This is a genomic window from Mycolicibacterium gilvum (assembly GCF_900454025.1).
In the GTDB taxonomy this organism is placed as follows: Bacteria; Actinomycetota; Actinomycetes; order Mycobacteriales; family Mycobacteriaceae; genus Mycobacterium; species Mycobacterium gilvum.
On the sequence record NZ_UGQM01000001.1, the window covers coordinates 2259612 to 2282178 of the forward strand.

The following is a 22567-nucleotide window of genomic DNA, read 5'->3' on the forward strand; positions in this document are numbered from 1 at the left end:
TCACTAGGTTCCAGTAGGAGAATCAATCGTGACCTCCACCGCCGGCGTCGGGCTCGGGATGCCCGCACCGCCGCCCCCCGTTCTCGCACCCCGCCGCAAGACCCGCCAGCTGATGGTCGGCGACGTCGGCGTCGGCAGCGACCACCCGATCGCGGTGCAGTCGATGTGCACCACCAAGACCCACGACATCAACGCGACGCTGCAGCAGATCGCCGAGCTCACCGCCTCGGGCTGCGACATCGTGCGGGTGGCCTGCCCGCGCCAGGAGGACGCCGACGCGCTGCCGGCGATCGCGAAGAAGGCGAACATCCCGGTGATCGCCGACATCCATTTCCAGCCGAAGTACATCTTCGCCGCGATCGACGCGGGATGCGCGGCGGTGCGGGTCAACCCCGGCAACATCAAGGAGTTCGACGGCAGGGTCAAGGAGGTCGCGAAGGCCGCCGGAGATGCAGGCATCCCGATCCGCATCGGGGTCAACGCCGGCTCGCTGGATCCCCGGATCCTGAAGAAGTACGGCAAGGCCACCCCGGAGGCACTCGTCGAATCGGCGATGTGGGAGGCGTCGCTGTTCGAGGAGCACGGCTTCGGCGACATCAAGATCAGCGTGAAGCACAACGACCCGGTCATCATGGTCGCCGCCTACGAACAGCTCGCTGCGCAGTGCGACTATCCGCTGCACCTCGGCGTCACCGAGGCGGGTCCGGCGTTCCAGGGCACCATCAAGTCGGCGGTCGCATTCGGCGCGCTGCTGAGCAAGGGCATCGGCGACACCATCCGGGTGTCGCTGTCAGCGCCGCCGGCCGAGGAGGTCAAGGTCGGCAACCAGATCCTGGAGTCGCTGAACCTGCGGCCGCGCGGTCTGGAGATCGTGTCGTGCCCGTCATGCGGGCGCGCGCAGGTCGACGTCTACACCCTGGCCAACGAGGTGACCGCGGGCCTGGAAGGCCTCGAGGTGCCGTTGCGGGTCGCGGTGATGGGGTGCGTGGTCAACGGACCCGGTGAGGCCCGGGAAGCGGATCTCGGGGTGGCCTCCGGTAACGGCAAAGGTCAGATCTTCGTCAAGGGCGAGGTCATCAAGACCGTGCCCGAGGCTCTCATCGTCGAGACGTTGATCGAAGAGGCGATGCGGCTCGCCGCCGACATGGACACCACGCCAGGTTCCGAGGAAGCCTCCGGTTCGCCCGTTGTGACCGTAAGCTGAACCCGACCCCAGGGGGTGGGGTCGCCCTGTCGGGTCAGTCGCAGAAAGAACGCAGATGTCGGCTCCTCCGCTTTTCCGCCTCGTTGACGAGCGAAGAGTGTCGGTGGTTCGCGACATCCAGGCGGTTCGACAGGTTCTCGACGACGATCCGGTCGCATCCTGCATGGTCGCCAGCCGCGTCGCCGAACACGGCATCGACCCCGCCGCCATCGGCGGTGAGCTGTGGACCCGGCGACGCGCCAACGAGTCCCTGTGCTTTGCCGGCGCCAACCTCATCCCGCTGCGCGGCGGCGCGGGCGACCTGAACGCGTTCGCCGACAAGGCGATGAGCAGCGTCCGCCGGTGTTCCTCACTGGTCGGTCGCGCCGAACTCGTGCTGCCGATGTGGCAAAGGCTCGAACCCGTCTGGGGCCCCGCGCGCGACGTGCGCGCCCATCAACCGCTGATGGCGCTGAACACCGCGCCGTCCTGTCCGACGGACCCCGCCGTCCGGCCGGTGCGCATGGAGGAACTCGACGCGTACCTCGTCGCGGCCATCGACATGTTCATCGGAGAGGTCGGGATCGACCCGCGTCTGGGGGACGGTGGCCGCGGCTACCGCCGACGGGTGGCGGGGCTGATCGCCGCCGGACGCGCCTGGGCCCGCTTCGAACGTGGCGAGGTGGTGTACAAGGCGGAGGTGGGTTCGCAGTCGCCGGCGGTGGGCCAGATCCAGGGGGTGTGGGTGCATCCCGAGCGGCGGGGCTGCGGGCTTGGCACGGCCGGCACCGCCTCGGTGGCCGCCGCCGTCGTGGGCGCGGGCCGCATCGCCAGTCTCTACGTCAACAGCTTCAACACCGTGGCCAGGGCGACCTACGCGCGCATCGGATTCACCGAGATCGCGTCCTTCGCGACCGTCCTGCTCGACTGAGCCCCGCGCCGCCTACTCTCCAGACATGACGGAGCACGATTCGACCGCGACACGTCGGGAGATCGCCGACGCGATGATGAAGGCGCTCGACCGACGCCATGAGCTCCTCGACGCGGTCGTCGCCTCCGAGGACTACGACGCGGCGATCGAGGCGATCGCCGACCTTCTCGACGCGTCCGCCGAGGCCTCCGAGGCCGTGCTGCGGTTGTCGTTCGACCGGCTGACCAAGGTGTCGCGGCGCCGCATCGCCGCCGAGTTGGAGAACCTCAACAGCAAGGTGCTGACCTTCGCGTCCTCCGAGCAGACGCCGGGTTCTGCGCGCCGGCTCATGCTGAGGCCGTTCTCCGCTGCCCACGACCGGGACGTCTTCGCCGAGCGCACCGCCGATGTACGCTCGGCCGGCGACGGGACCGCTGCTCCCGCAGGCGATCTCGGGGATGAGATCCGCGCGGCGGTGACACGGATGGCCGCCGAGGAGGCGGTGTGGCTGGTGGCCGAGGTCGGCTCGACCAAGGTCGGCATGGTCTTCGGCGAACTGGCCGACGGTGAGGTCGACGTCCGGATCTGGATTCACCCCGCGCACCGCAAGCACGGCTTCGGCACGGCAGCCCTGCGCGCGTCGCGCTCGGAGATGGCGGCCTACTTCCCGGCCGTGCCGCTGGTCGTGCGGGCACCCGCCGCGGGCTGACGATCCCGCCCCACCCCCCGCCGAAATTGTATTCCACGGGCGATGTCAAGCTGCTTGGAGTCGGTCGGGGTCGTTTTCGGTGGGGAGGTTGATGCCGACGACGGGGCTGGGGCTTTTGGTTCGTGGACGGTTGCGGAACCGTTCGGGGTGAGCGTCGTAGTAGGCCTGTAGGGCGGTGTCTCGTCGGTCCCAGAGCTGCGCCCACGTGCCGTCGTGGACGGAGTCTGGGGTGAACAGTTCGACGCCGCTGTGGCGGTGATGCTGGTTGTACCAGGACACGTAGGCGCTCACCCAGGCGCGGGCGGAGTCAAGATCTGTGAAGACACCGGGATAGTTCGGTCGGTACTTCATCGTGCGGAACTCCGATTCGGAGAACGGGTTGTCATTGCTGACCCGGGGCCGGTTATGGGTTTGGCCAATCTTGAGACCGGCCAGGAGGTCTTTGAGGACCGTCGAGCGCATCGCCGGCCCGGAATCGGCGTGCACGACCGCGGGGAGGCCGTGCCCGGCGAACGCGGCTTCGAACATGTCCACGGCGAGGTCGTCGCATTCCCGTTCCTCCACGCGCCAGCCCACGATCTTGCGGGAGTAGATGTCAAGGATCGAGTACGCCTTGAACGCCACACCGCGCCACGGGCTGCGCAGGTCGGTGATGTCCCAACTCCAGATCTGTTGTGGTCCTGTCGCTTTGAGTACCGGCGCCTGCCGGGGCGTCTTGCTCGTCGAGCGGGTCGGTGCGACTGGGCGCGCACTTTGGTCCTCGATCGCGGCGGCGATCCGCCACCAGGAACGCCGCGAGGCCAACATCACGCCCTCGTCCCAGCTGGCGGCGAACGCATGGTCCACCGAGCTGCCCGCCTCCCAGCCGGCGAGGATCTTGTCTCGGATCACTGCCCGGTCGGCCTCATCGATGCGCGATGGGTAAGCCCGATGCTTCTGCGGCAGCGGGTCGCTGACCGGCGGGCGCGGGTTGGTCCGGTAATGCCACGTCGAACGCGACAGATCGATCATCGCCAGCGCCTGACGTTGCGAACCGATCGCCGCGGTCAACTCGGTGACAAGTCCGTTCTCGGCGTCGATGAATCGTCGAGATCGTGGATCGTCGGGGCTGCGTCGGGCTCGTGCGCGCTCATCGTGTGCAAGAGCCCGATAGCTTTTCCCAAAGCCTCGTTGGTTGCCTCGAGCTCGCGAACTCGCTCTCGTAGCTGAGCGAGTTCGGCCTCGTCGCGGTCCTGCCTGGCTGCATCAACTTTGGCCAACGCTTTGCGCAGCGCCGGGGGAACTGTCATCTCACTACCTTCTCGCGGAATCAGGCCACGGTCGAGGTCACCGCTAAACACTGCGGCCTGCCACCGTCTGAACTGACCGCCAGAGACCCCTGAAGCAGCAAGCCACGACCCCTTCTGCCCATGAGGCACCCGCTGATACTCGACAACGAACTCACGAATCTCGGCGATACTGAACCCTGCACTGATCGACACACTCATCCCCTTCGCACTGACTCCCACTGACTCACAACGAGCGTGGCAAAGAGGGCCAGCAGGACTTTTGCGAGTGCGGGCCTGCCGGAATGCAATTTCGGCGGAGGATTGGGGGTACCGGAGCGCGGTGTGCCTCCCCACGGTTGAGGTCTCAGCTTCGTAACATCAGTCGCAATGGCATCACTGTTCACATCAGTCACACGCGCGGCGGCGCTGGCGTCGGCCGCGGCGCTCGTCGTCACCCTCGGCGCCTGCACCCCGCGCCCCAACGGACCCGAACCCACCGCCGAGGAGTTCTTCGAGGCGCTCGCGACCGGGGACACCGGCGCGGCGGCGCAGCTCGCCGACGACCCCGAGGGGGCGCGCGCCGCGCTCAACGAGGCGTGGGCCGGTCTGCAGGCCACCGGTCTGCAGGCCCAGATCCTGAGCTCCAAGTACGCCGAGGACACCGGCAGCGTCACCTACCGCTACACCTGGCACCTGCCCAAGGACCGCACGTGGACCTACGACGGCCAGCTGAACCTGGTTCGCGACGAAGGCCGCTGGGAGGTGCGGTGGAGCGCCACCGGCCTGCACCCGAGGCTGGGGGAGAACCAGACGTTCGCGTTGCGCGCCGAAGCGCCGCCGCGGGCATCGGTCCACGAGCGCACCGGCACGAATGTCCTGGTGCCCGGATACCGGTACCACTTCGCCCTGGACGCCAAGGCCGCCGGCGCCGACCTGATGGCCACGGCGCGCACCGTCGCCGGTGATCTGCACCGTTTCGACAACACCCTCGACCCGCAGCGGCTCGCCGAGCTCGCCAGCTCGACCAGGGGTGCGCTGAGCCTGATCACGCTGAACCAGGCCGATCACGATGCGGTGGCGCCCGCGCTGCGCTCGCTGCCCGGTGTGGTGATCACGCCCCAGCCCGAGATGGTGCCGACCGACCCGACCTTCGCGCCCGCGGTGGTCAACGAGGTGAAGAGGAACGTCGCCGAGGACCTCGACGGTGACCCGGGGTGGCGTGTCGTCACGGTGAACCAGAACGGCGTCGACGTCGACGTCCTGAACGAGGTGGCCGGGACGCCGGCGCCGTCGGTGAGCATCAGCCTGGACCGGTCGGTGCAGACCGCGGCACAGAACGCCGTCAACATCACCGGCAAGCAGGCGATGATCGTCGTCATCAAACCGTCCACCGGTGAGATCCTCGCCGTGGCCCAGAACGCCGCGGCCGATCGCGAGGGACCGTTGGCCACGATGGGGCTCTACCCACCCGGGTCGACGTTCAAGATCGTCACCGCCGGCGCCGCGATCGAGCGTCAGATGGCAACGCCCAACACGCTTCTCGGTTGCCCCGGCCGGATGGACATCGGGCACCGCACGGTGCCGAACTACGGTGGCTTCGACCTCGGCACGGTGCCGATGTCGCGGGCGTTCGCAAGCTCGTGCAACACCACGTTCGCCGAACTCGCCAGCAGGATGCCGCCGCGTGGTCTGACCGAGGCCGCGTCGCAGTACGGCATCGGGCTCGACTACGACATCCCCGGACTGTCCACGGTCAGCGGATCGGTGCCGCCGACCGTCAACCTGACCGAACGCACCGAGGACGGCTTCGGTCAGGGCAAGGTTCTCGCCAGTCCGTTCGGGATGGCGCTGGCGGCCGCGACGGTGGCGGCCGGTCACACCCCGGTGCCCCAACTCATCGCGGGCCGCGAGACCGCGGTCACCGGTGCGCAGCAACAGATCCCGCAGGACGTGGTGGAAGGCCTTCGCCCGATGATGCGGCTGGTGGTCACCAACGGCAGCGCCAAGGATTTGGCCGGAAGCGGCGACGTGCGCGGCAAGACCGGCGAGGCCGAGTTCGCCGGCGGTTCGCACTCCTGGTTCACCGGTTACCGCGGCGACATGGCGTTCTCGGCGCTGATCGTCGGCGGCGGCAGTTCGGAGTACGCGGTCCGGATGCTCAAGGGCATGCTGGACTCACTCCCGCCGGATTACCAGGCGTAGCCCGGAGGGCGGTGCGCGCCGGGGGTACCGTGGAAACGCCATGACCGACATCAACCACGGCCGATCCCTCGAACCCGTCGAGATGAGGATCTCCGACGCCGACCGCAACGGCACCCTGCGCCGGCTGCACAACGCCGTCGCCCTCGGGCTGATCGACATCGGCGAGTTCGAGGAACGTTCGGCGATGGTGTCGCAGGCGCGGCAGCGGTCCGAGCTCGACGCCCTCGTCGGGGATCTGCCCGGCCCCGGCGCGATCGTGACCTCGGCCGCGGACCGGGTCGAACTGCGCGGCGTGCTGGGCTCGCTGAAACGGCAGGGGGAGTGGGTGGTGCCGTCGCGGCTGGCGCTGCACCGGCGAATGGGGTCGGTAGACCTCGACCTGACCCGGGCGCGCTTCGCCGGTCCGATCGTCGTGATCGAGCTCGACATGAGGTTCGGCGGGCTGGATCTGCGGCTGCCCGACGGCGCGAGCGCGTCCATCGACGATGTCGAGGTCAACGTCGGCAGCGCCCACGACCACCGCAGAGACGCACCGGCGGAAGGCAATCCGCACGTAATCCTCACCGGCAAGGTGGTGTGCGGCTCGGTCGACATCCGGGGACCGCGAAAGTCGTGGCGCCCGGGGCTGTTCCGCGCTACCTGAGCACTTCGTCGGGAACGCCGAAGCGCTCCTGGTAGGTGCGCACCTGCGCGCGGACCTCCGCGGCGTCCAGACCGGTGTCGGCCCAGCGATAGCGGTCGCCCGCGTGGTCTCCGGGATGGGCGGCCAGAAAGTCCCGCATCCGCTGTTCGGCGACCGGCTCGAGCTCGCGCCCCAGTCGGGCGTACAGTGCGCGGATCGTCTCGAACGGGTCGCGCATGAAGTCCCGGAAATGCACGTCGACGATCTGGTTCGCCGCCGGCACCCCGGAATCACGAAGTCGCACCGCGTATTCGAGCCCGGCGACGATCTGCTCGCGCGACTGTGCCGCACACTCGGGAATCGACGAGTCGTCGGAGGCCAACCTGCGCAGGTGGTGCAGCAGCGCGCTGATCGACGCGATCACGTTCAGTGGATCGCGGTGTGTCTGCACGATCAGCGCATCCGGATACTCGGCGAGCAACGCCTCGAGTTGCCACAGGTGGGCCGGCGACTTCAGCAGCCACTGGCAGGACGGCCCGCCGACACCGGACTGCAGGTGCTGCAGGAACATACGGTGATACCGATAGGCCGGACCGTGATCGGCCTTGTAGAGCAGCCACCGGTAGTAGTCGGGCATCCGGTATTGCGTCGGGTAGATCATCGAGCAGAACTGGCCGGCGACGATCCGCACGCATTCCTGGCCGACGAGCGCGCCCATCGGGTGGTGGCCCAGCAGGCCCGGCACGATCTGCTCGGACATCTCGATGCTCGCCTGCGTCTGCGCGATCCGCGGGTCGCTGGTGTAGGTGTCGAGTCGGGGGAGCGGGAACGGGTTGTCGACCTCCCAGGTCAGCGGAGGCCGCAGCGCGGGATCCTGGGCGAGCAGGTCGAACAGGATGGTCGTCCCGGTCCGTGGTTGCCCGACGATGAAGATCGGACGCGCGACCGGCGCGGCGGCGATCTCGGGATGCTGCGTGCGCCAGCCGACGATGTGAAGCCGGCTGGTCAGCGCCCGGTGGAGGTCGGCGGCCGCGATCTCGACGCCGATCTCGTTCAGGCGCGCATCGGTGGTCAACCCGTCGCAGACCAGGTCGAGGCCGTCGCGCCAGGTGTCGTCGTCCCCGAAGTCGTCGAGTCCGGTCGCCTCACAGGCCCGGACGATGAGCTGCTCGGGTGCGAATCGGTTCACGGTCACGGAGCGCCGCGCACGACAGTGCTGCGCACGGTGGGGGCCTGCGGGTTGTCGAGCCACCGCACCACGACGAACCCGCGGCGCCGGCCGCCGGTATCGAGCCAATGGCCGTGCCCGAAGTCTCTGGCGCCGATGGCGATTCGCACCTGGCCGGCCGAATCGGGGCGCACTCCCGCGTTGGTGACCGAGCCTCCCTGCCGGCGGGGTGCGACGCATTCGTGCCAGACGCTCTCCAGGGCGACATTCCAGTAGCGGGTGTCGGGCGGTGTGAACTCCAGAACCAGAGTTTCGTCGGAGTCCAGTGCGAAGGACCCGATCATGTACAGGTTGTCGGGGGTGGTGTCGGCGCTGCCGAGTTCGGCGGCCTCGGCGGTGACCAGAACGTTGGGCCGGGTCAGCAGTTCGGGCTTGATGGTGCGGTGCAGCGTGGTGAGCTTGACGATCGTCCACGCCATCGCCGTGAACGTCTCTGCCAGAGCCGGATCCGAAAGGGGTTCCGCGGGCCGGCTGTCGAGGCATTCGATGGTCATCATCGCGGCGAGTTCGCTGTCGAAGTCGGCGATGTACTCGCGCACCACGATGGAGGTCGCATCCGCGGGGATCTGCACCCACTGGGCTGCGCCGAGCACCTCGGGCGCCGGCTCGTGTGCGGACAGGAGGAAGTTGAACGTGCCTCTGCTGCAGTGTAATTCGCGATCGCTGAGGTAGGCGGCCATCCGGCGGGGATTCATCCCGGAGCCCGCAAGCACCTGGAAGCCGAGATAGGCCGAGTCACCCCGGCTTCCGATCACGCGGTAGGTGCGGTCGCCCCGGATCATCGCCAGCAGATACCTGCCGTCGGGATTGGAACCGCCGAGCAGGCGGGTGTCGGTGCTCATCTCGAAGAAGCGCGGCCGCTGCGGGTCGGCTTCGACGGTCATCTCGGTGCACAGCGCGGTGACCTTGGCCAGCACGCTGAGCCCTTCCAGCAGCTCGCGCTCGCTGGTCGCGTCCTCGATGACGGTCTTGGTCAGATCGGCGAGCATCTGCTGGACGAACGTCCATGCCCCGAGGCTTGCCGCCGCCGCTTCCCTGACGTTGCCATCCGCATCCATGTGAGACATAGTCTCATCATGGACGCAGTCTCAGGTCCGAAATCGGGGGAAAGCCTGACGGTCCGCAGGCAGCGCGCGACGAAGGCCCGCATCGCCGCCGCGGCCGCCGAGGCGGTGGCCGCCCACGGCCTGGCGGGGGCGACGATCGAGCACATCGCCGCGGCCGCCGAGGTCGGCCGCGCGACCTTCTTCCGTTATTTCAGCGCCAAAGAGGATGCGGTGGTCGAGGGGATGGCGGCGCACTGGCTCGATGCCATCGCCGACGCCATCGCCGCCCAACCGCCGGAGCTGGCCGCCGACGCCGCGGTGGTCGCGGCGTTCCAGGATCTCGGGCACGGCTTCGAGGCGGTCAGCGACCAGGTGCGCGAACTCGCGGTGATGACGCGGTCGTCACCGGTGTTCAGCGCGTGGACGCTACAGCTGTATCTGCGCTACGAGGCCGCGATCGCCGACCTGGTCGGCATTCGGATGGCCGACCCGGCGCCCGACGACCCCCGGCCCCGGCTACTGGGAGCGCTGGCGATGGCCTCGGTGCGGATCGCGCTGGACGACTGGCTGGTGCACGGCGGCTCGCTGCCCGAGCGGGTGCGCACGGCACTCGCGTCGCTGCACGTCCGTTAGCGCGGGTCGAGCACCGCGAAGCTGACGGTGGCACGCGCGGCGAGGCGATCGCGGGCGACATCGATCACGTCCACCGCGATCACCGACACCCGTCGTCCGGCCCGGACCACGGTGGCCACAGCGCGCGCCGGACCCTCCAGCACGGGCGCCAGATAGTGGATCGTCAGGTCGGCGGTGGTGACGTCCTGACCCGGACCGACGTGGCGGTCGGCGAGCCTGCCTGCGGCGATGTCGATGAGCGTGGCGACCAGACCGCCCTGCAGGGCGCCGCGCCGGTTCACCAGATCCGGCCGGTTGTCGAGCTCGATGACCATCCGCTCATCGGTGTCCTCGACGTCACGGAAATCCAGCTGGGCGAACAAATGGCCCGGGGTGACCTGCATGGCGGAACGCTAGCATTACTACATGTCTGTACGGACCGCCCTCCGACCCGGCACGGTCTCGCCGATGCTGGCGGTGCCCAAGTCGATCGACCGCCCCGAGTACGTCGGTAAGCCGACCGCCCGAGAGGGCAGCGAGCCGTGGGTCCAGACCCCCGAGGTCATCGAGAAGATGCGAGTCGCCGGACGCATCGCCGCCGGCGCGCTGGCCGAGGCCGGCAAGGCCGTCGCACCGGGAGTGACCACCGACCGGCTCGACCGGATCGCCCACGACTACATGGTCGACCACGGCGCCTACCCGTCGACGCTCGGCTACAAGGGCTTCCCCAAGTCGTGCTGCACCTCGCTGAACGAGGTCATCTGCCACGGAATCCCGGACTCCACCGTCATCGAGGACGGCGACATCGTCAACATCGACGTCACGGCCTACATCGACGGCGTCCACGGCGACACCAACGCGACGTTCCTCGCCGGCAACGTCTCCGAGGAGCACCGCCTGCTCGTCGAGCGCACCCACGAGGCCACGATGCGGGCGATCAAGGCGGTCAAGCCGGGACGCGCGCTGTCGGTCGTCGGGCGGGTGATCGAAGCGTACGCGAATCGCTTCGGCTACAACGTTGTTCGCGACTTCACCGGGCACGGGATCGGCACCACCTTCCACAACGGGTTGGTGGTCCTGCACTACGATCAGCCGTCGGTGCAGACAGTTCTCGAGCCCGGGATGACGTTCACGATCGAACCGATGATCAACCTGGGCAGTCTGGACTACGAGATCTGGGACGACGACTGGACGGTCGCGACCAGGGACAAGAAGTGGACCGCGCAGTTCGAGCACACGCTCGTGGTCACCGAATCCGGCGCGGAGATCCTGACCCAGCTGTGAGGCGTCGGTAGCCTGAGCCCATGACCAGGCGTGCGGCGATCGCGGCGATCGCGGCGTGCCTGCTCAGCGGATGTGGTCACGACACCACCGGAACGGCCACCTGGCCCGGCGCGCGCCTGGAGAAGGCGGTGCTGACCGAGGCCGACTTCCCGTCCGGCGTGGTTTTCGAGCGCATCACCCGCGATCCGGCCGACGGCGACGACGCCGCCGGGCCGCCGCCGATGCTGTCGGAGCCCGAAGGGTGCACCGACGGTCTCACCCGGGATATCGCCGGCGATGCCGAGCGCGGCCCGGGCAGCGCGGTCGAATACGTGGTCGTCTACGACGGGGCGCGAATGGTCATCACGGTGCTGTCGTGGCGCCTCGATCTCGACCGGCTCGCCGCGACCGCGCAGCGGTGCGCCGAGTACCGGACCTTCTTCGACGAATCCGATCCCGGCGTCGCGATGACGACGACGCCGGTGCCCGTCTCGCGTGCCGACGCGCTGGCCTATGAGCAGACGATGTACCTGCCGGGTCAGGAGACCAGCGTGTACTTCGCGTTCGAGAACGTCGGCGCCATGGCCGTCTTCGGCATCGCGTTCCCGACGCCCGATCCCTCTATTCCGGTCAAAGGTGCGCTCCCGCAGACCTTTCTGGACATCACCGCCAAGCAGGCCGAGCGCGCGCGGACGGTCTGACGCCCGCAAAGCACCTCGCCGACGCACGTCCGCCCTGTAGCGTGGCGCAATGCCCACTCCGATGGTGACCGTTGACGGCTTCGGTGTGCCCGTCGAGGTCACCGGACCGGACAAAGGATCCGTCGTCGTGCTGCTCGGCGCGGCGCATCAGGCACCGGCCGCCTACGAGGGCATCTGCCAACGGTTGCACACGGCGTCGCTGAAGACCGTTGTCATCGGGGCGGATCCGCGGCTGACCGCCAAATCGGTGATCAGCATCCTCGACGAGGTGGAGGTCCGGTGGGCCCTGCTCGTCGGGGACCGGCACGGCGGCGAAATCGCATGGGACCTCGCAGCGACCCGGCTCGACCGCTTCATCGGCCTGGTGGTGATCGACCGGGGCCATCCCCGTGTCGCGGACCTGACGGGCGCGGTGCGCGACGAGCACTGTCCGCCGGTGGAACTGAACACCACAGCCCTGGTGAGCACCAGCGCCGCCCGTGCGGTGGCCAAAGCCAGCCAGCGTTTCGTATACGGCGAGTACCGCATCGTCGATCTGCTGGGCCGGCGCAACGCCGCGGATTCGACAGCTCAGCTGGCCGCCGAGATCGTGATGCGCACCAGCACCTGGTGACGGTGCGTCAGGACTGGACCTCGTCGGGGGTCCACGCCTGCGGCAGCCCCGGCTGGTTCGGAAACAGGAAATCCACGAATGCCTGTGCGGTGGGCTGTGGTTCGTGGTTGGCCAGCCCCGGGCGTTCGTTGGCCTCGATGAACGCGTACTCGGGTTTGGTCACATCGGGCACGAGCAGGTCGATGCCGGTGACCGGGATGCCGATGGCGGCTGCGGCCGCGACCGCCACCCGGCACAGCTCGGGATGCACGGTGGCGGTGACGTCGTGGATCGTGCCGCCCTGGTGCAGGTTCGCGGTGCGGCGCACCCGCAGGCGCTCACCCTCGGGCAGGACGTCGTCGAACGTGTAACCGGCTTCGCGCACGGTGTTCTCGGTGACCGCGTCGATCGGGATCTGCGACTCGCCACCGGTGGCCGCCGCCCGGCGCCGGCTCTGGGTCTCGATCAGTTCGCGGATGGTGTGTCGGCCGGTCCCGGTGATCTCGGCGGGCATGCGCAGCGCCGCGGCGACGACCTTGCCGTCGATGACCACGAGTCGCAGATCGTCGCCCTCGGCGCGCTGTTCGATGAGCACCTCGGGGTGCTGCTCGCGGGCCCGGGCCAGCGCGGCGTCGAGTTCCTCGGCGCTGTCCACGCCGACGGTGATGCCTTTGCCCTGCTCTCCGCGGGTGGGTTTGACCACGACGTCGCCGACCTCGGCGAGGAAATCGTGATCGGCCTGATCGAAGGTGGCGAGGCGGCCCTTGGGCACGGTGATTCCGGCCTCGGACACGATGCGCCGGGTGAGCCGCTTGTCGTCGCACCGGGCCATGGCGACCGCCGAGGTGTATTCGGACAGCGACTCACGGGTCACGACGGTCCGGCCGCCGTGCGAGAGGCGCATCTCGCCCGCCTCGGCGTCGAGGACCTCGACCCAGATGCCCCGGCGCATCGCCTCATCGGCCAGGATCCGCGCATACGGGTTGAGGTCGTCGACCGTCTCCGGGGGATGGGTGAACAGCGGTTCGTTGATCGCGTTCTTGCGCTTGACCGCCATCACCGGAACCCGTGCGAATCCGAGCTTCTCGTACAGGGCGATCGCGGCGACGTTGTCGTGGGCCACCGACAGGTCCATGTAGGCCCGTCCGCGGTCGCGGTAGAGCGAGGCCAGGGCGCGCGTGAGGGCAGCGCCCACGCCGGGCAGCGCGGCCGTCGGATCCACGGCGAGCGTCCACAGGCTCGACCCGTTCTCCGGGTCGGAGAACAACGCGACGTGATCGACCCCGGTGACCGTGCCGAGCACGGTGCCGTCCTCGTCGCTGACCGCGACCAGGTAGTCGACCGACGGCTGTTCACGGTGGTTGTCCCACAACACATCCGTCGGCGCGGGCACCATCCCGCACCGCAGGTAGACGCGGTTCATCTCGTCGGCGTCGGCGCGCTCGGCCAGGGTGCGCACCCGGAACCCGGTGGGCGTGGAGCCGCTGTCCTCGACCTCGGCGAACCGCAGGCGGTAGGTGTGGCTGGGGTCGATGAACAGTTCGGCCGGCGCCTTGGACACCAGCACGTGCGGCTCGCGCGCGTAGATACAGATGTCGCGACGACCCTGCCCCTCCTGGCGCAGCACCTCGGCGAGCCGCTCGGGGTCGGCGAAGGTCTGCCCGAAGATCAGACGGCCCCAACCGAGTTCGAGCACGACATCGTCGGCCATCGAGTCCAGCTGATCGGCGGTCGCGGCCTCGTGCAGTGCGAGGGTGATCGCTTCGGGGTTGTCCGCGGTGGGATCGGCGGTCATGCGGCGGCGCCGGTGATGCCGTGGCGCTGCAACCACAGTTCCAGCAGCGCGATCTGCCAGAGTTCGTTGCCCCGCAACGGCGTCAGCCTGCCGTTGGGATCGGCCAGCAGCCGCTCGACCGCGTCCGGCCGGAACAGGCCGCGTTCCTTGGCCACCGGCGCGTAGAGCGCGTCACGGACCAGCTCCAGATACGGACCCTCCAGGTGCGTCAGCGCCGGGACCGGGAAATAGCCCTTCGGCCGGTCGATGACCTCGGACGGAATGACCTGGCGCGCAGCCTGTTTGAGGACGCCCTTGCCCTCGTGGGCAGTCTTGTACTGCGGCGGGCAGGTGGCGGCGAGCTCGACGAGCTCGTGGTCGAGGAACGGGACGCGGCCCTCCAGGCCCCACGCCATCGTCATGTTGTCCACGCGCTTGACCGGGTCGTCGACCAACATCACCGTGGTGTCCAGACGCAGCGCGCGGTCGACCCCGGTCTCGGCACCGGCCCGGGCGAAGTGCTCGGTGACGAACAACTCGCTCGGGTCGTCGCCGGTGAGGTAGCCCGGCGCCACGATGTCGGCGTAACCCGCCCGGTCGCGGTCGAAGAACGCCCCGCGGTAGCTGGCGACCGAGCCTTCCAGCGATGCGGCCGCCGGCTCGCCCATCGGCGGATACCAGTGGTAGCCGGCGAACACCTCGTCGGCGCCCTGACCCGACTGCACGACCTTGACGTGCTTGGCGACCTCCTGGCTGAGCAGATAGAACGCCACGCAGTCGTGGCTGACCATCGGCTCGCTCATCGCGCCGATCGCACCGTCGAGGGCGGGCAGCATGCGGGCGGTGTCGATGCGGATCTGGTGATGGTCGGTGCCGAAGCGTTGGGCGATGATGTCGGAGTACTTGAACTCGTCGCCGGCGACGCCGTTGACCGACTCGAAGCCGATCGAGAAGGTCGCCAGGCCGTGCTGGCCGGCCTCGGCGAGCAGACCGACGATCAGGCTGGAGTCGACCCCGCCCGAGAGCAGGCAGCCGACGGGGACGTCGGCGACCAGGCGTCGCTTCACGGCGGTCCGCAGCGAGTCGAGAGTCGCTTCCTCCCAGTCCTTCTCGGACCAGTCGGCCCGGTCGGCATGCCGGGTGAAGTCGGGCTCCCAGTAGGTGGTCGTCGTGATCCTGCCATCCGGCTCGATCGCCATCAGCGACGCCGGCGGAAGCTTCGTGACACCGCGCAGGATGGTGTGCGGCGCGGGCACCACGGAATGGAACGTCATGTAGTGGTGCAGTGCGACGGGATCGATGCGGGTGTCGACACCGCCGCCGGCGAGCAGCGCGGGCAGCGACGACGCGAACCGGATCCGGTCCGGGGTCAGGGTGAGGTAGAGGGGCTTGATGCCGAGGCGGTCGCGGCCCAGCAGCACGCGTCCACTGTCACGTTCCACGATCGCGAAGGCGAACATGCCCTTGAGGTGATCGACGAAGCGGTCACCCCAGTGGTGGTAACCCTTCAGCAGCACCTCGGTGTCGCTGTGGGAGAAGAAGCGGTAGCCGTGACCGGCGAGCTCGTCGCGCAACTCCTCGTAGTTGTAGATGCAGCCGTTCCAGGCGATCGTCAGACCGAGATCGGAGTCGACCATCGGCTGGGCGCCCGCCTCGGTGAGATCGATGATCTTGAGGCGCCGGTGGCCCAGGGCCACCCGGCCCTGCGACCAGGCGCCGGCGGCGTCGGGACCGCGGGGGACCATGACCTCGGCCATGGCTGCGACAGCTCGGACATCTGGGCTTGTGCCGTCGAGTCTTACCTCGCCGGTGGCTCCACACACGTGATCGACCCTACTCTGTGGCGGCTGAACGGGCAGGCCCTGCATCTGGCCTGGGGCAACCGTGCCACGCGAGGTAGCTCGGCAGCGCCGTCGTTAATTACCCCCGCACCCTCGGGCCAAACCGGCCGCGCGGAAATCAAGATCGAGACAGTCGTCACAGGGACGCGTGCGCTGAATTCTTTCGACAAACCGGTCGTCTATTGGTTGGTTGCCCTACCTTTGGACAGGGAAAAGGGTTCATGGGATCGTGACAGACCGTACGAAGGGCAGGCTTGAGCTGATGACCACACGCGGAATGCTGACGCTGGAGGACCTGGAGAAACAGGTCGCCGACGGAGACATCGACACCGTCATCGTCGCGTTCTGCGACATGCAGGGCAGGCTTACCGGAAAGCGGATCTCGAGCCGATTGTTCGTCGACGACGTCGCCGAGCACGGCGCCGAATGCTGCAACTATCTGCTCGCGGTCGACGTCGACATGAACACCGTCGACGGGTACGCGATCTCGAGCTGGGAGAAGGGCTATGGCGACATGGTCATGACCCCGGACATGTCGACCCTGCGCCGGGTGCCGTGGCTGCCCGCCACGGCGCTGGTGATGGCCGACCTGTCCTGGACGGACGGTCGTCCGGTGACGCAAGCGCCCCGCGGCATCCTGCGCGCCCAACTCGACCGCCTGGATGCGCTCGGCCTCGACGCCGTCGCCGCGACCGAGCTCGAATTCATGGTGTTCGACACCGGATTCCGTGACGCCTGGGCCGCCGGGTACCGCAATCTCAAACCCGCCACCGACTACAACATCGACTACGCGATGCACGCGTCCACGCGGATGGAACCGCTGCTGCGCGACATCCGGCTCGGGATGGACGGCGCCGGCATGTACTGCGAAGGCGTCAAGGGGGAGTGCAACCTCGGGCAGCAGGAGATCGGATTCCGGTACGAGCAGGCGCTGGTGACCTGCGACAACCACACGATCTACAAGAACGGGGCCAAGGAGATCGCCGACCAGCACGGCAAATCCCTGACGTTCATGGCCAAGTTCGACGAGAGCGAGGGCAACAGCTGCCACATCCACATCTCGTTCCGTGGGCGTGACGGTAGTCCAGAAGATATAGCCGTCTTCGCCGACGACAGCGACGAACTGGGGATGTCGTCGATGTTCCGGAGCTTCATCGCGGGCCAGCTGGCCACCCTGCGGGAGTTCACGCTGTTCTACGCGCCGAACATCAACTCCTACAAGCGATTCGCTGAGGGAAGCTTCGCCCCGACGGCAGTGGCGTGGGGTCTGGACAACCGCACCTGCTCGCTGCGCGTGGTCGGGCACGGCCAGGGCATGCGGATGGAGAACAGGGCGCCCGGTGGCGATGTGAACCAGTACCTCGCCGTGGCGGCGCTGATCGCCGGGGGTCTGTACGGCATCGAGAACAAGCTCGAGCTCGAAGACGCCGTGGAGGGCAACGCTTACACCAGTGGCGCCGACCGGCTGCCGACCACGCTGAGCGAGGCCGTCGAACTGTTCGAGAACTCGAAGATCGCCCGCGACGCATTCGGCGACGACGTCGTCGATCACTACGTCAACAACGCGAGGGTCGAGCTCAAGGCGTTCAACGCCGCCGTCACCGACTGGGAGAGGGTGCGCGGGTTTGAGCGTCTCTAGCCGCCCGGTGATCGGTCTGACCACCTATCTGCAGCAGGCGCAGACCGGTGTGTGGGACGTCCGTGCCAGTTTCCTGCCGGCCATCTACTTCGAAGGTGTCGGGATGGCGGGCGGCATCGCCTCGCTGCTGCCGCCCCAGCCCGTCGACGACACGATCGCCGAGCGGGTGCTCGACGGCATCGACGGCCTGATCATCACGGGAGGCCGCGACGTCGACCCGTCCACCTACGGCGCGCAACGCCATCCCAGGACCGACGAACCGGACACCGACAGCCGCGCCCGCGACGCGTTCGAGTTCGCGTTGGTGCGGGCGGCGCTGCGGCGCGCCATGCCCGTCCTCGGGATCTGCCGCGGCGCGCAGGTGCTCAACGTGGCCCTGGGCGGGACACTGCACCAGCACGTTCCCGACGTCGTCGGCCACACCCGCCACCAGCAGGGCAACGCGGTGTTCACCACCTCCTCGATCGCGACCGTGCCCGGCAGCCGGGTGGCCGCCCTGGTCGGCCCCGACACCGAGGCGCAGTGCTATCACCATCAGGCCATCGACCGGCTCGGCGACGGTCTGGTCGTCAGCGCCTCCGATACCGACGGCGTGATCGAGGCTGTCGAGGTCGATCTGTCAGCCCACCCGGACCATTGGGTGATCGCGGTGCAGTGGCACCCCGAGGAACGGCTCGACGATCTTCGGCTGTTCGCCGGACTGGTCGGGGCCGCAGGCGTTTACGCGACACAGAAGACACAGAAGGTGAATCGATGACCGCAAGTGATGTGATCAACCCGGCGACCGAGGAGGTGCTGCGTACCGTCGAGCACACCGACGAGGCCGGCGTCGACGACGCGGTGGCCCGGGCCAAGGCCGCCCAACGTTCGTGGGCCCGTCAGGCACCCGCCGAACGGGCGGCGGCGCTGCGCGCGTTCGCGGCGGTGGTCGATGCCCATGTCGAGGAACTCGCCGCGCTCGAGGTGGCCAACTCCGGGCATCCGATCGGTAACGCGCGGTGGGAGGCCGGCCACGTCCGCGACGTGCTGCAGTACTACTCCGCGTCGCCGGAACGGTTGTCGGGAAAGCAGATCCCGGTCGCCGGCGGCCTGGACGTCACGTTCAACGAGCCGCTCGGCGTCGTCGGCGTGATCACTCCGTGGAACTTCCCGATGACCATCGCCTCGTGGGGGTTCGCACCCGCGCTCGCCGCCGGCAACGCGGTGCTGGTCAAGCCCGCGGAGTGGACCCCGCTGACCACGATCCGCCTCGGCGAGCTGGCCGTCGAGGCCGGTCTGCCCGCCGACCTGTTCCAGGTGCTGCCCGGGCGTGGATCCGTCGTCGGGGAGCGGTTCGTGACCCATCCCGACGTCCGCAAGATCGTGTTCACCGGATCCACCGAGGTCGGCACCCGGGTGATGGCGCAGGCGGCCACCCAGGTCAAGCGCGTCACCCTGGAGCTGGGCGGCAAGAGCGCCAACATCGTGTTCGACGACTGCGATCTGGAACGGGCGGCCGCGACCGCACCGTACGGGGTGTTCGACAACTCCGGTCAGGACTGCTGTGCGCGCAGCCGGATTCTGGTGCAGCGCAGCGTCTTCGACCGGTTCATGGAACTGCTGGAGCCCGCCGTCAAGGGTGTGGTGGTCGGCGATCCCGGCGCCGAGGGCACCGAGATGGGGCCGTTGGTGTCCAAGGCGCACTGGAACTCGGTGTCGTCCTATGTGCCCGACGACGCACCCGTCGCATTCCGTGGCTCCGCGCCGCAGGGTCCGGGCTTCTGGTTCCCTCCCACGGTGCTGACCCCGGCGCGTGACGACCGCACCGTGGTCGAGGAGATCTTCGGCCCGGTGGTGACCGTGCTCCCGTTCGACGACGAGGCCGACGCCATCGCGCTGGCCAACGACACCGTCTACGGACTCTCCGGATCCATCTGGACCGACAACATCTCCCGGGCGATGCGGGTGTCGCGCGCCGTGGAAGCCGGCAACCTGTCGGTCAATTCGCACTCCTCGGTGCGCTACAGCACGCCGTTCGGCGGCTTCAAGCAGTCGGGGCTGGGCCGCGAACTTGGCCCGGACGCCCCGCTGTCGTTCACCGAGACCAAGAACGTCTTTTTCGCAGTAGAGGAGAACTAGATGGACCTGAGTCAGCGCCTCAAGGACAAGGTCGCCGTGATCACCGGTGGCGCAAGCGGAATCGGCCTGGCCACGGCCAAGCGGATGCGATCCGAGGGTGCCATCGTCGTCATCGGCGATCTCGACGAGAAGACCGGCAAGTCGGTCGCCAACGACCTGAACGTGACCTTCGTGCAGGTCGACGTCTCCGATCAGGTCGCGGTGGACAATCTGTTCGACACCGCGTTCGAGGTCCACGGCGGAGTCGACATCGCGTTCAACAACGCCGGCATCAGCCCACCCGAGGACGACCTGATCGAGAACACGGGCATCGATGCGTGGGACCGGGTGCAGGACATCAACCTCAAGTCGGTGTTCTTCTGCTGCAAGGCCGCCTTGCGCCACATGGTGCCCGCGCAGAAGGGGTCCATCGTCAACACCGCGTCCTTCGTGGCGGTGAACGGATCGGCGACGTCGCAGATCTCCTACACCGCGTCCAAGGGCGGCGTGCTGGCGATGTCGCGGGAACTCGGAATCCAGTACGCGCGCCAGGGAATCCGGGTCAACGCGCTGTGCCCGGGGCCGGTGAACACGCCGCTGCTGCAGGAGCTGTTCGCCAAGGATCCCGAACGTGCCGCGCGGCGGCTGGTGCACGTGCCGATGGGTCGGTTCGCCGAACCCGAGGAACTCGCCGCCGCAGTGGCGTTCCTGGCCAGTGACGACGCGTCGTTCATCACCGGATCGAGCTTCCTGGTCGACGGAGGCATCACCGGTCACTACGTCACGCCGCTGTAGCGCGCGATGGCCGCGCCGGACCCCGCCGACAGCAGCGATGCCAGTGAAGCGCTGTTGCGTCCGGTGCGGCCGCTCAACGCCTTTGAGGACACCGTCGAGCGGCTGCTGCAGACGATCCGGCTCGGCGTGCTCACCCCCGGCGAATCCCTGCCCCCCGAAAGGGAACTGGCCGCGCGGCTGGGGGTGAGCCGTGACACGGTGCGGGAGGCGATCAAGTCGCTCGCGGACGCCGGTTATCTGGTGTCCCGCCGCGGGCGCTACGGCGGGACGTTCCTCGCCGACGCGTTGCCCGCGCCGCGGGCCGACGGAACCGAGATGCACCGCGACGACATCGACGACGCGGTGCGCCTGCGCGAGATCCTCGAGGTCGGGGCAGCGCGGATGGCAGCAGTGCGCACGTTGGCCGCGGTGGAGCGGGAGGCCCTGCGGAGTCGACTCGCCGATGTCCGAGGCGCCGACCCCGCCGACTACCGTCGCCTCGATTCTCGGCTGCACCTCGCGATCGCCGAGGCGGCCGGGGTGCCGTCGCTGGTTCCACTGGTGGCGCAGAACCGGATGCGGCTCAACGAGTTGCTCGACCGCATACCGCTGATGACCCGCAACATCGCCCACTCCGACGAACAGCACGAGGCGATCGTGTCCGCGATCCTGGCCGGTGACGCCGACACCGCGGCGCAGACGATGGCCGCCCACGTCTGGGGCTCCGCGGCGCTGCTGCACGGCTTCCTGGACTGAATCCTTGCGGCGGCGAATCGCTCCCACGCGCCTGTGACCTGGTGGAAGCTGTGTTCATGAGGCAAACCACAGTTCACGAAGGAGTACGACATGGCGACCGTCGACAACGAGGACGACAGGGCATTGAAGGCCAAACACCGCGCGCTCTGGGCGTCCGGTGACTACCCGGCCGTCGCGGCCGAGCTGATCCCGTCCCTCGGACTCGAACTGGTCCGTGCGTGCGGTGTCCGGTCCGGCGACCGCGTCCTCGACGTCGCCGCCGGGTCGGGCAACGCGTCGATCCCCGCGGCCGCCGCCGGCGCGGTCGTCACCGCGAGCGACCTGACGCCGGAACTGTTCGACGCCGGGCGCCGCATCGCCGCCGAGCGCGGCGTCGCGGTGGAGTGGGTGGAGGCCGACGCCGAGGCGCTTCCGTTTCCCGACGACAGTTTCGACGTCGTGATGTCCTGCGTCGGTGCGATGTTCGCGCCCCATCATCAGGCGACCGCGGACGAGATCGTGCGGGTGACCCGTCCCGGCGGCACCCTCGGGCTGATCAGCTGGACACCCGAGGGTTTCATCGGCCACCTGTTCGCCACGATGAAGCCCTACGCACCACCGCCGCCCCCGGGCGCCTCCCCGCCGCCGATGTGGGGCTCGGAGAATCATGTCGCAGCGCTGCTCGGCGACCGTGTCAGGGATCTGACGATGCGCCGGCAGACCGTCCGCTTCGACCACTGCGCCTCACCGCTGGACTTCCGCGAGTACTGGAAGCGCAATTACGGTCCCACCCTCGCCGCCTACAGGTTCAACGAGGACCGGCCCGAGCGCCTCGCGGAACTCGACGCGGCGTTCCTGGACTTCCTGACCACCTGGAACCAGGCCGACGGCGCCGACGGTACCGCCTACGACGCGGAGTATCTGCTGGTCACCGCCACGAAACGCTGACCGGGCGGATGATGGTCACCGCGGGGTGGCCGGGTACTACATTTGCCCTGTGGAGGATCAGCAGCTCGTCGACCGGGCCTCGTCGGCGTTGGCGGAGGTGGACACCCCCGGCTGGGCGCAGCGCTTCGACCTGGTGTCGGACCCGCACCGCCTGGAGATCCTGCTGTGTCTGCACCGCGCACCGGGCATCTGCGTCAGCGACCTCGCCGCCGCGCTGGGGCGGTCGGAGAACACCGTCTCGCAGGCGTTGCGGGTGTTGCGCCAGCAGGGGTGGGTCACCAGCACCCGTGCCGGACGCTCGGTCACCTACCGCCTGGAGGACGAAGTGGTCCACGACCTGCTGCACTGGATCGGCGCCCGGCACGGCTGAGCCTCCTGTTCATATGTTCAGCTAGACAGGTGACGGAAAGGCGGCCTACGCTC

General features: G+C 68.5%; 23 protein-coding genes. 16 read left to right on the plus strand and 7 right to left on the minus strand.

Going from position 1 to position 22567, the window contains the following annotated elements:
• The first annotated feature begins 58 nt into the window (after nucleotides 1-58).
• From ispG to DYE23_RS10665, 3 genes are read left to right on the plus strand one after another with little or no spacing between them, the layout of a single operon-like run.
• Nucleotides 59-1204, plus strand: a complete 1146-nt coding sequence (gene ispG / locus DYE23_RS10655) for a flavodoxin-dependent (E)-4-hydroxy-3-methylbut-2-enyl-diphosphate synthase (RefSeq protein WP_041788659.1) — start codon at nucleotides 59-61, stop codon at nucleotides 1202-1204.
• Nucleotides 1205-1259: 55 nt separating this feature from the next.
• The gene (locus DYE23_RS10660; RefSeq protein WP_013472082.1) at nucleotides 1260-2114 is read left to right on the plus strand and encodes a GNAT family N-acetyltransferase; all 855 of its coding nucleotides are present in this window, start codon (nucleotides 1260-1262) and stop codon (nucleotides 2112-2114) included.
• A gap of 25 nt (nucleotides 2115-2139) precedes the next feature.
• The gene (locus DYE23_RS10665; protein ID WP_115327190.1) at nucleotides 2140-2802 is read left to right on the plus strand and encodes a GNAT family N-acetyltransferase; all 663 of its coding nucleotides are present in this window, start codon (nucleotides 2140-2142) and stop codon (nucleotides 2800-2802) included.
• A 45-nt stretch (nucleotides 2803-2847) separates the two neighbouring features.
• Here DYE23_RS10665 and DYE23_RS10670 read toward each other — a convergent pair whose 3' ends face one another.
• Complete coding sequence (locus DYE23_RS10670; RefSeq protein WP_011891385.1) at nucleotides 2848-3852, minus strand: IS3 family transposase; 1005 nt, start codon at nucleotides 3850-3852, stop codon at nucleotides 2848-2850.
• Nucleotides 3849-4091: a hypothetical protein gene (locus DYE23_RS31350; protein WP_235660295.1), complete on the minus strand. Its 243-nt coding sequence runs from the start codon at nucleotides 4089-4091 to the stop codon at nucleotides 3849-3851. Before DYE23_RS31350 ends, DYE23_RS10670 begins: the two co-directional genes overlap by 4 nt.
• Before the next feature lie 366 nt (nucleotides 4092-4457).
• Between DYE23_RS31350 and DYE23_RS10680 the strand changes: the two genes are divergently transcribed.
• Nucleotides 4458-6272: a penicillin-binding transpeptidase domain-containing protein gene (locus DYE23_RS10680; protein WP_115327191.1), complete on the plus strand. Its 1815-nt coding sequence runs from the start codon at nucleotides 4458-4460 to the stop codon at nucleotides 6270-6272.
• 40 nt (nucleotides 6273-6312) lie between these two features.
• Entirely contained in the window at nucleotides 6313-6915 is a 603-nt protein-coding gene (locus tag DYE23_RS10685; RefSeq protein WP_011894925.1) for a DUF1707 SHOCT-like domain-containing protein, read from the plus strand.
• Here the strand turns inward: DYE23_RS10685 and DYE23_RS10690 are convergent.
• Nucleotides 6908-8089 (minus strand): sulfotransferase family protein, encoded by a 1182-nt coding sequence (locus tag DYE23_RS10690; RefSeq protein WP_099961279.1) that lies wholly within the window; start codon nucleotides 8087-8089, stop codon nucleotides 6908-6910. The genes DYE23_RS10685 and DYE23_RS10690 overlap by 8 nt on opposite strands.
• A complete protein-coding gene (locus DYE23_RS10695; RefSeq protein ID WP_085981136.1) occupies nucleotides 8086-9180 on the minus strand; it encodes a DUF1254 domain-containing protein in 1095 nt (364 codons plus the stop codon). Before DYE23_RS10695 ends, DYE23_RS10690 begins: the two co-directional genes overlap by 4 nt.
• 18 nt (nucleotides 9181-9198) lie before the next feature.
• Here DYE23_RS10695 and DYE23_RS10700 point away from each other — a divergent pair, with 18 nt between their 5' ends.
• Complete coding sequence (locus tag DYE23_RS10700; RefSeq protein WP_115327192.1) at nucleotides 9199-9801, plus strand: TetR family transcriptional regulator; 603 nt, start codon at nucleotides 9199-9201, stop codon at nucleotides 9799-9801.
• Here the strand turns inward: DYE23_RS10700 and DYE23_RS10705 are convergent.
• On the minus strand, nucleotides 9798-10184 hold the full coding sequence (locus tag DYE23_RS10705; protein WP_011894921.1) for a PaaI family thioesterase: 387 nt from the start codon (nucleotides 10182-10184) through the stop codon (nucleotides 9798-9800). The two genes, DYE23_RS10700 and DYE23_RS10705, sit on opposite strands and share 4 nt — an antisense overlap.
• Before the next feature lie 22 nt (nucleotides 10185-10206).
• Between DYE23_RS10705 and map the strand changes: the two genes are divergently transcribed.
• From map to DYE23_RS10720, 3 genes are read left to right on the plus strand one after another with little or no spacing between them, the layout of a single operon-like run.
• Entirely contained in the window at nucleotides 10207-11064 is an 858-nt protein-coding gene (gene map, locus DYE23_RS10710; RefSeq protein ID WP_115327193.1) for a type I methionyl aminopeptidase, read from the plus strand.
• A gap of 20 nt (nucleotides 11065-11084) precedes the next feature.
• Entirely contained in the window at nucleotides 11085-11744 is a 660-nt protein-coding gene (locus DYE23_RS10715; protein WP_011894919.1) for a hypothetical protein, read from the plus strand.
• A gap of 49 nt (nucleotides 11745-11793) precedes the next feature.
• Complete coding sequence (locus tag DYE23_RS10720) at nucleotides 11794-12357, plus strand: alpha/beta fold hydrolase (RefSeq protein WP_011894918.1); 564 nt, start codon at nucleotides 11794-11796, stop codon at nucleotides 12355-12357.
• A 7-nt stretch (nucleotides 12358-12364) separates the two neighbouring features.
• Here the strand turns inward: DYE23_RS10720 and ngg are convergent, their stop codons facing one another.
• Together ngg and DYE23_RS10730 are read right to left on the minus strand one after the other, a co-directional pair.
• Complete coding sequence (gene ngg, locus DYE23_RS10725) at nucleotides 12365-14131, minus strand: N-acetylglutaminylglutamine synthetase (protein ID WP_011894917.1); 1767 nt, start codon at nucleotides 14129-14131, stop codon at nucleotides 12365-12367.
• The gene (locus DYE23_RS10730; protein ID WP_011894916.1) at nucleotides 14128-15933 is read right to left on the minus strand and encodes an N-acetylglutaminylglutamine amidotransferase; all 1806 of its coding nucleotides are present in this window, start codon (nucleotides 15931-15933) and stop codon (nucleotides 14128-14130) included. The genes ngg and DYE23_RS10730 overlap by 4 nt, the downstream gene beginning before the upstream one ends.
• A gap of 280 nt (nucleotides 15934-16213) precedes the next feature.
• On the opposite strand from DYE23_RS10730, the gene DYE23_RS10735 reads away from it, so the two are divergent.
• From DYE23_RS10735 to DYE23_RS10765, 7 genes are all read left to right on the plus strand, one after another.
• Nucleotides 16214-17590, plus strand: a complete 1377-nt coding sequence (locus DYE23_RS10735) for a glutamine synthetase family protein (protein WP_013472073.1) — start codon at nucleotides 16214-16216, stop codon at nucleotides 17588-17590.
• Nucleotides 17577-18347 (plus strand): gamma-glutamyl-gamma-aminobutyrate hydrolase family protein, encoded by a 771-nt coding sequence (locus DYE23_RS10740; protein ID WP_011894914.1) that lies wholly within the window; start codon nucleotides 17577-17579, stop codon nucleotides 18345-18347. The genes DYE23_RS10735 and DYE23_RS10740 overlap by 14 nt, the downstream gene beginning before the upstream one ends.
• Entirely contained in the window at nucleotides 18344-19708 is a 1365-nt protein-coding gene (locus DYE23_RS10745; protein ID WP_011894913.1) for an aldehyde dehydrogenase family protein, read from the plus strand. Before DYE23_RS10740 ends, DYE23_RS10745 begins: the two co-directional genes overlap by 4 nt.
• Nucleotides 19709-20482 (plus strand): 3-oxoacyl-ACP reductase, encoded by a 774-nt coding sequence (locus DYE23_RS10750; protein WP_011894912.1) that lies wholly within the window; start codon nucleotides 19709-19711, stop codon nucleotides 20480-20482.
• Between the two features lie 6 nt (nucleotides 20483-20488).
• Entirely contained in the window at nucleotides 20489-21217 is a 729-nt protein-coding gene (locus tag DYE23_RS10755; RefSeq protein WP_013472070.1) for a FadR/GntR family transcriptional regulator, read from the plus strand.
• A gap of 90 nt (nucleotides 21218-21307) precedes the next feature.
• The gene (locus DYE23_RS10760; protein WP_115327194.1) at nucleotides 21308-22144 is read left to right on the plus strand and encodes a class I SAM-dependent methyltransferase; all 837 of its coding nucleotides are present in this window, start codon (nucleotides 21308-21310) and stop codon (nucleotides 22142-22144) included.
• 49 nt (nucleotides 22145-22193) lie between these two features.
• A complete protein-coding gene (locus DYE23_RS10765) occupies nucleotides 22194-22514 on the plus strand; it encodes an ArsR/SmtB family transcription factor (RefSeq protein ID WP_217889564.1) in 321 nt (106 codons plus the stop codon).
• Nucleotides 22515-22567 lie beyond the last annotated feature (53 nt).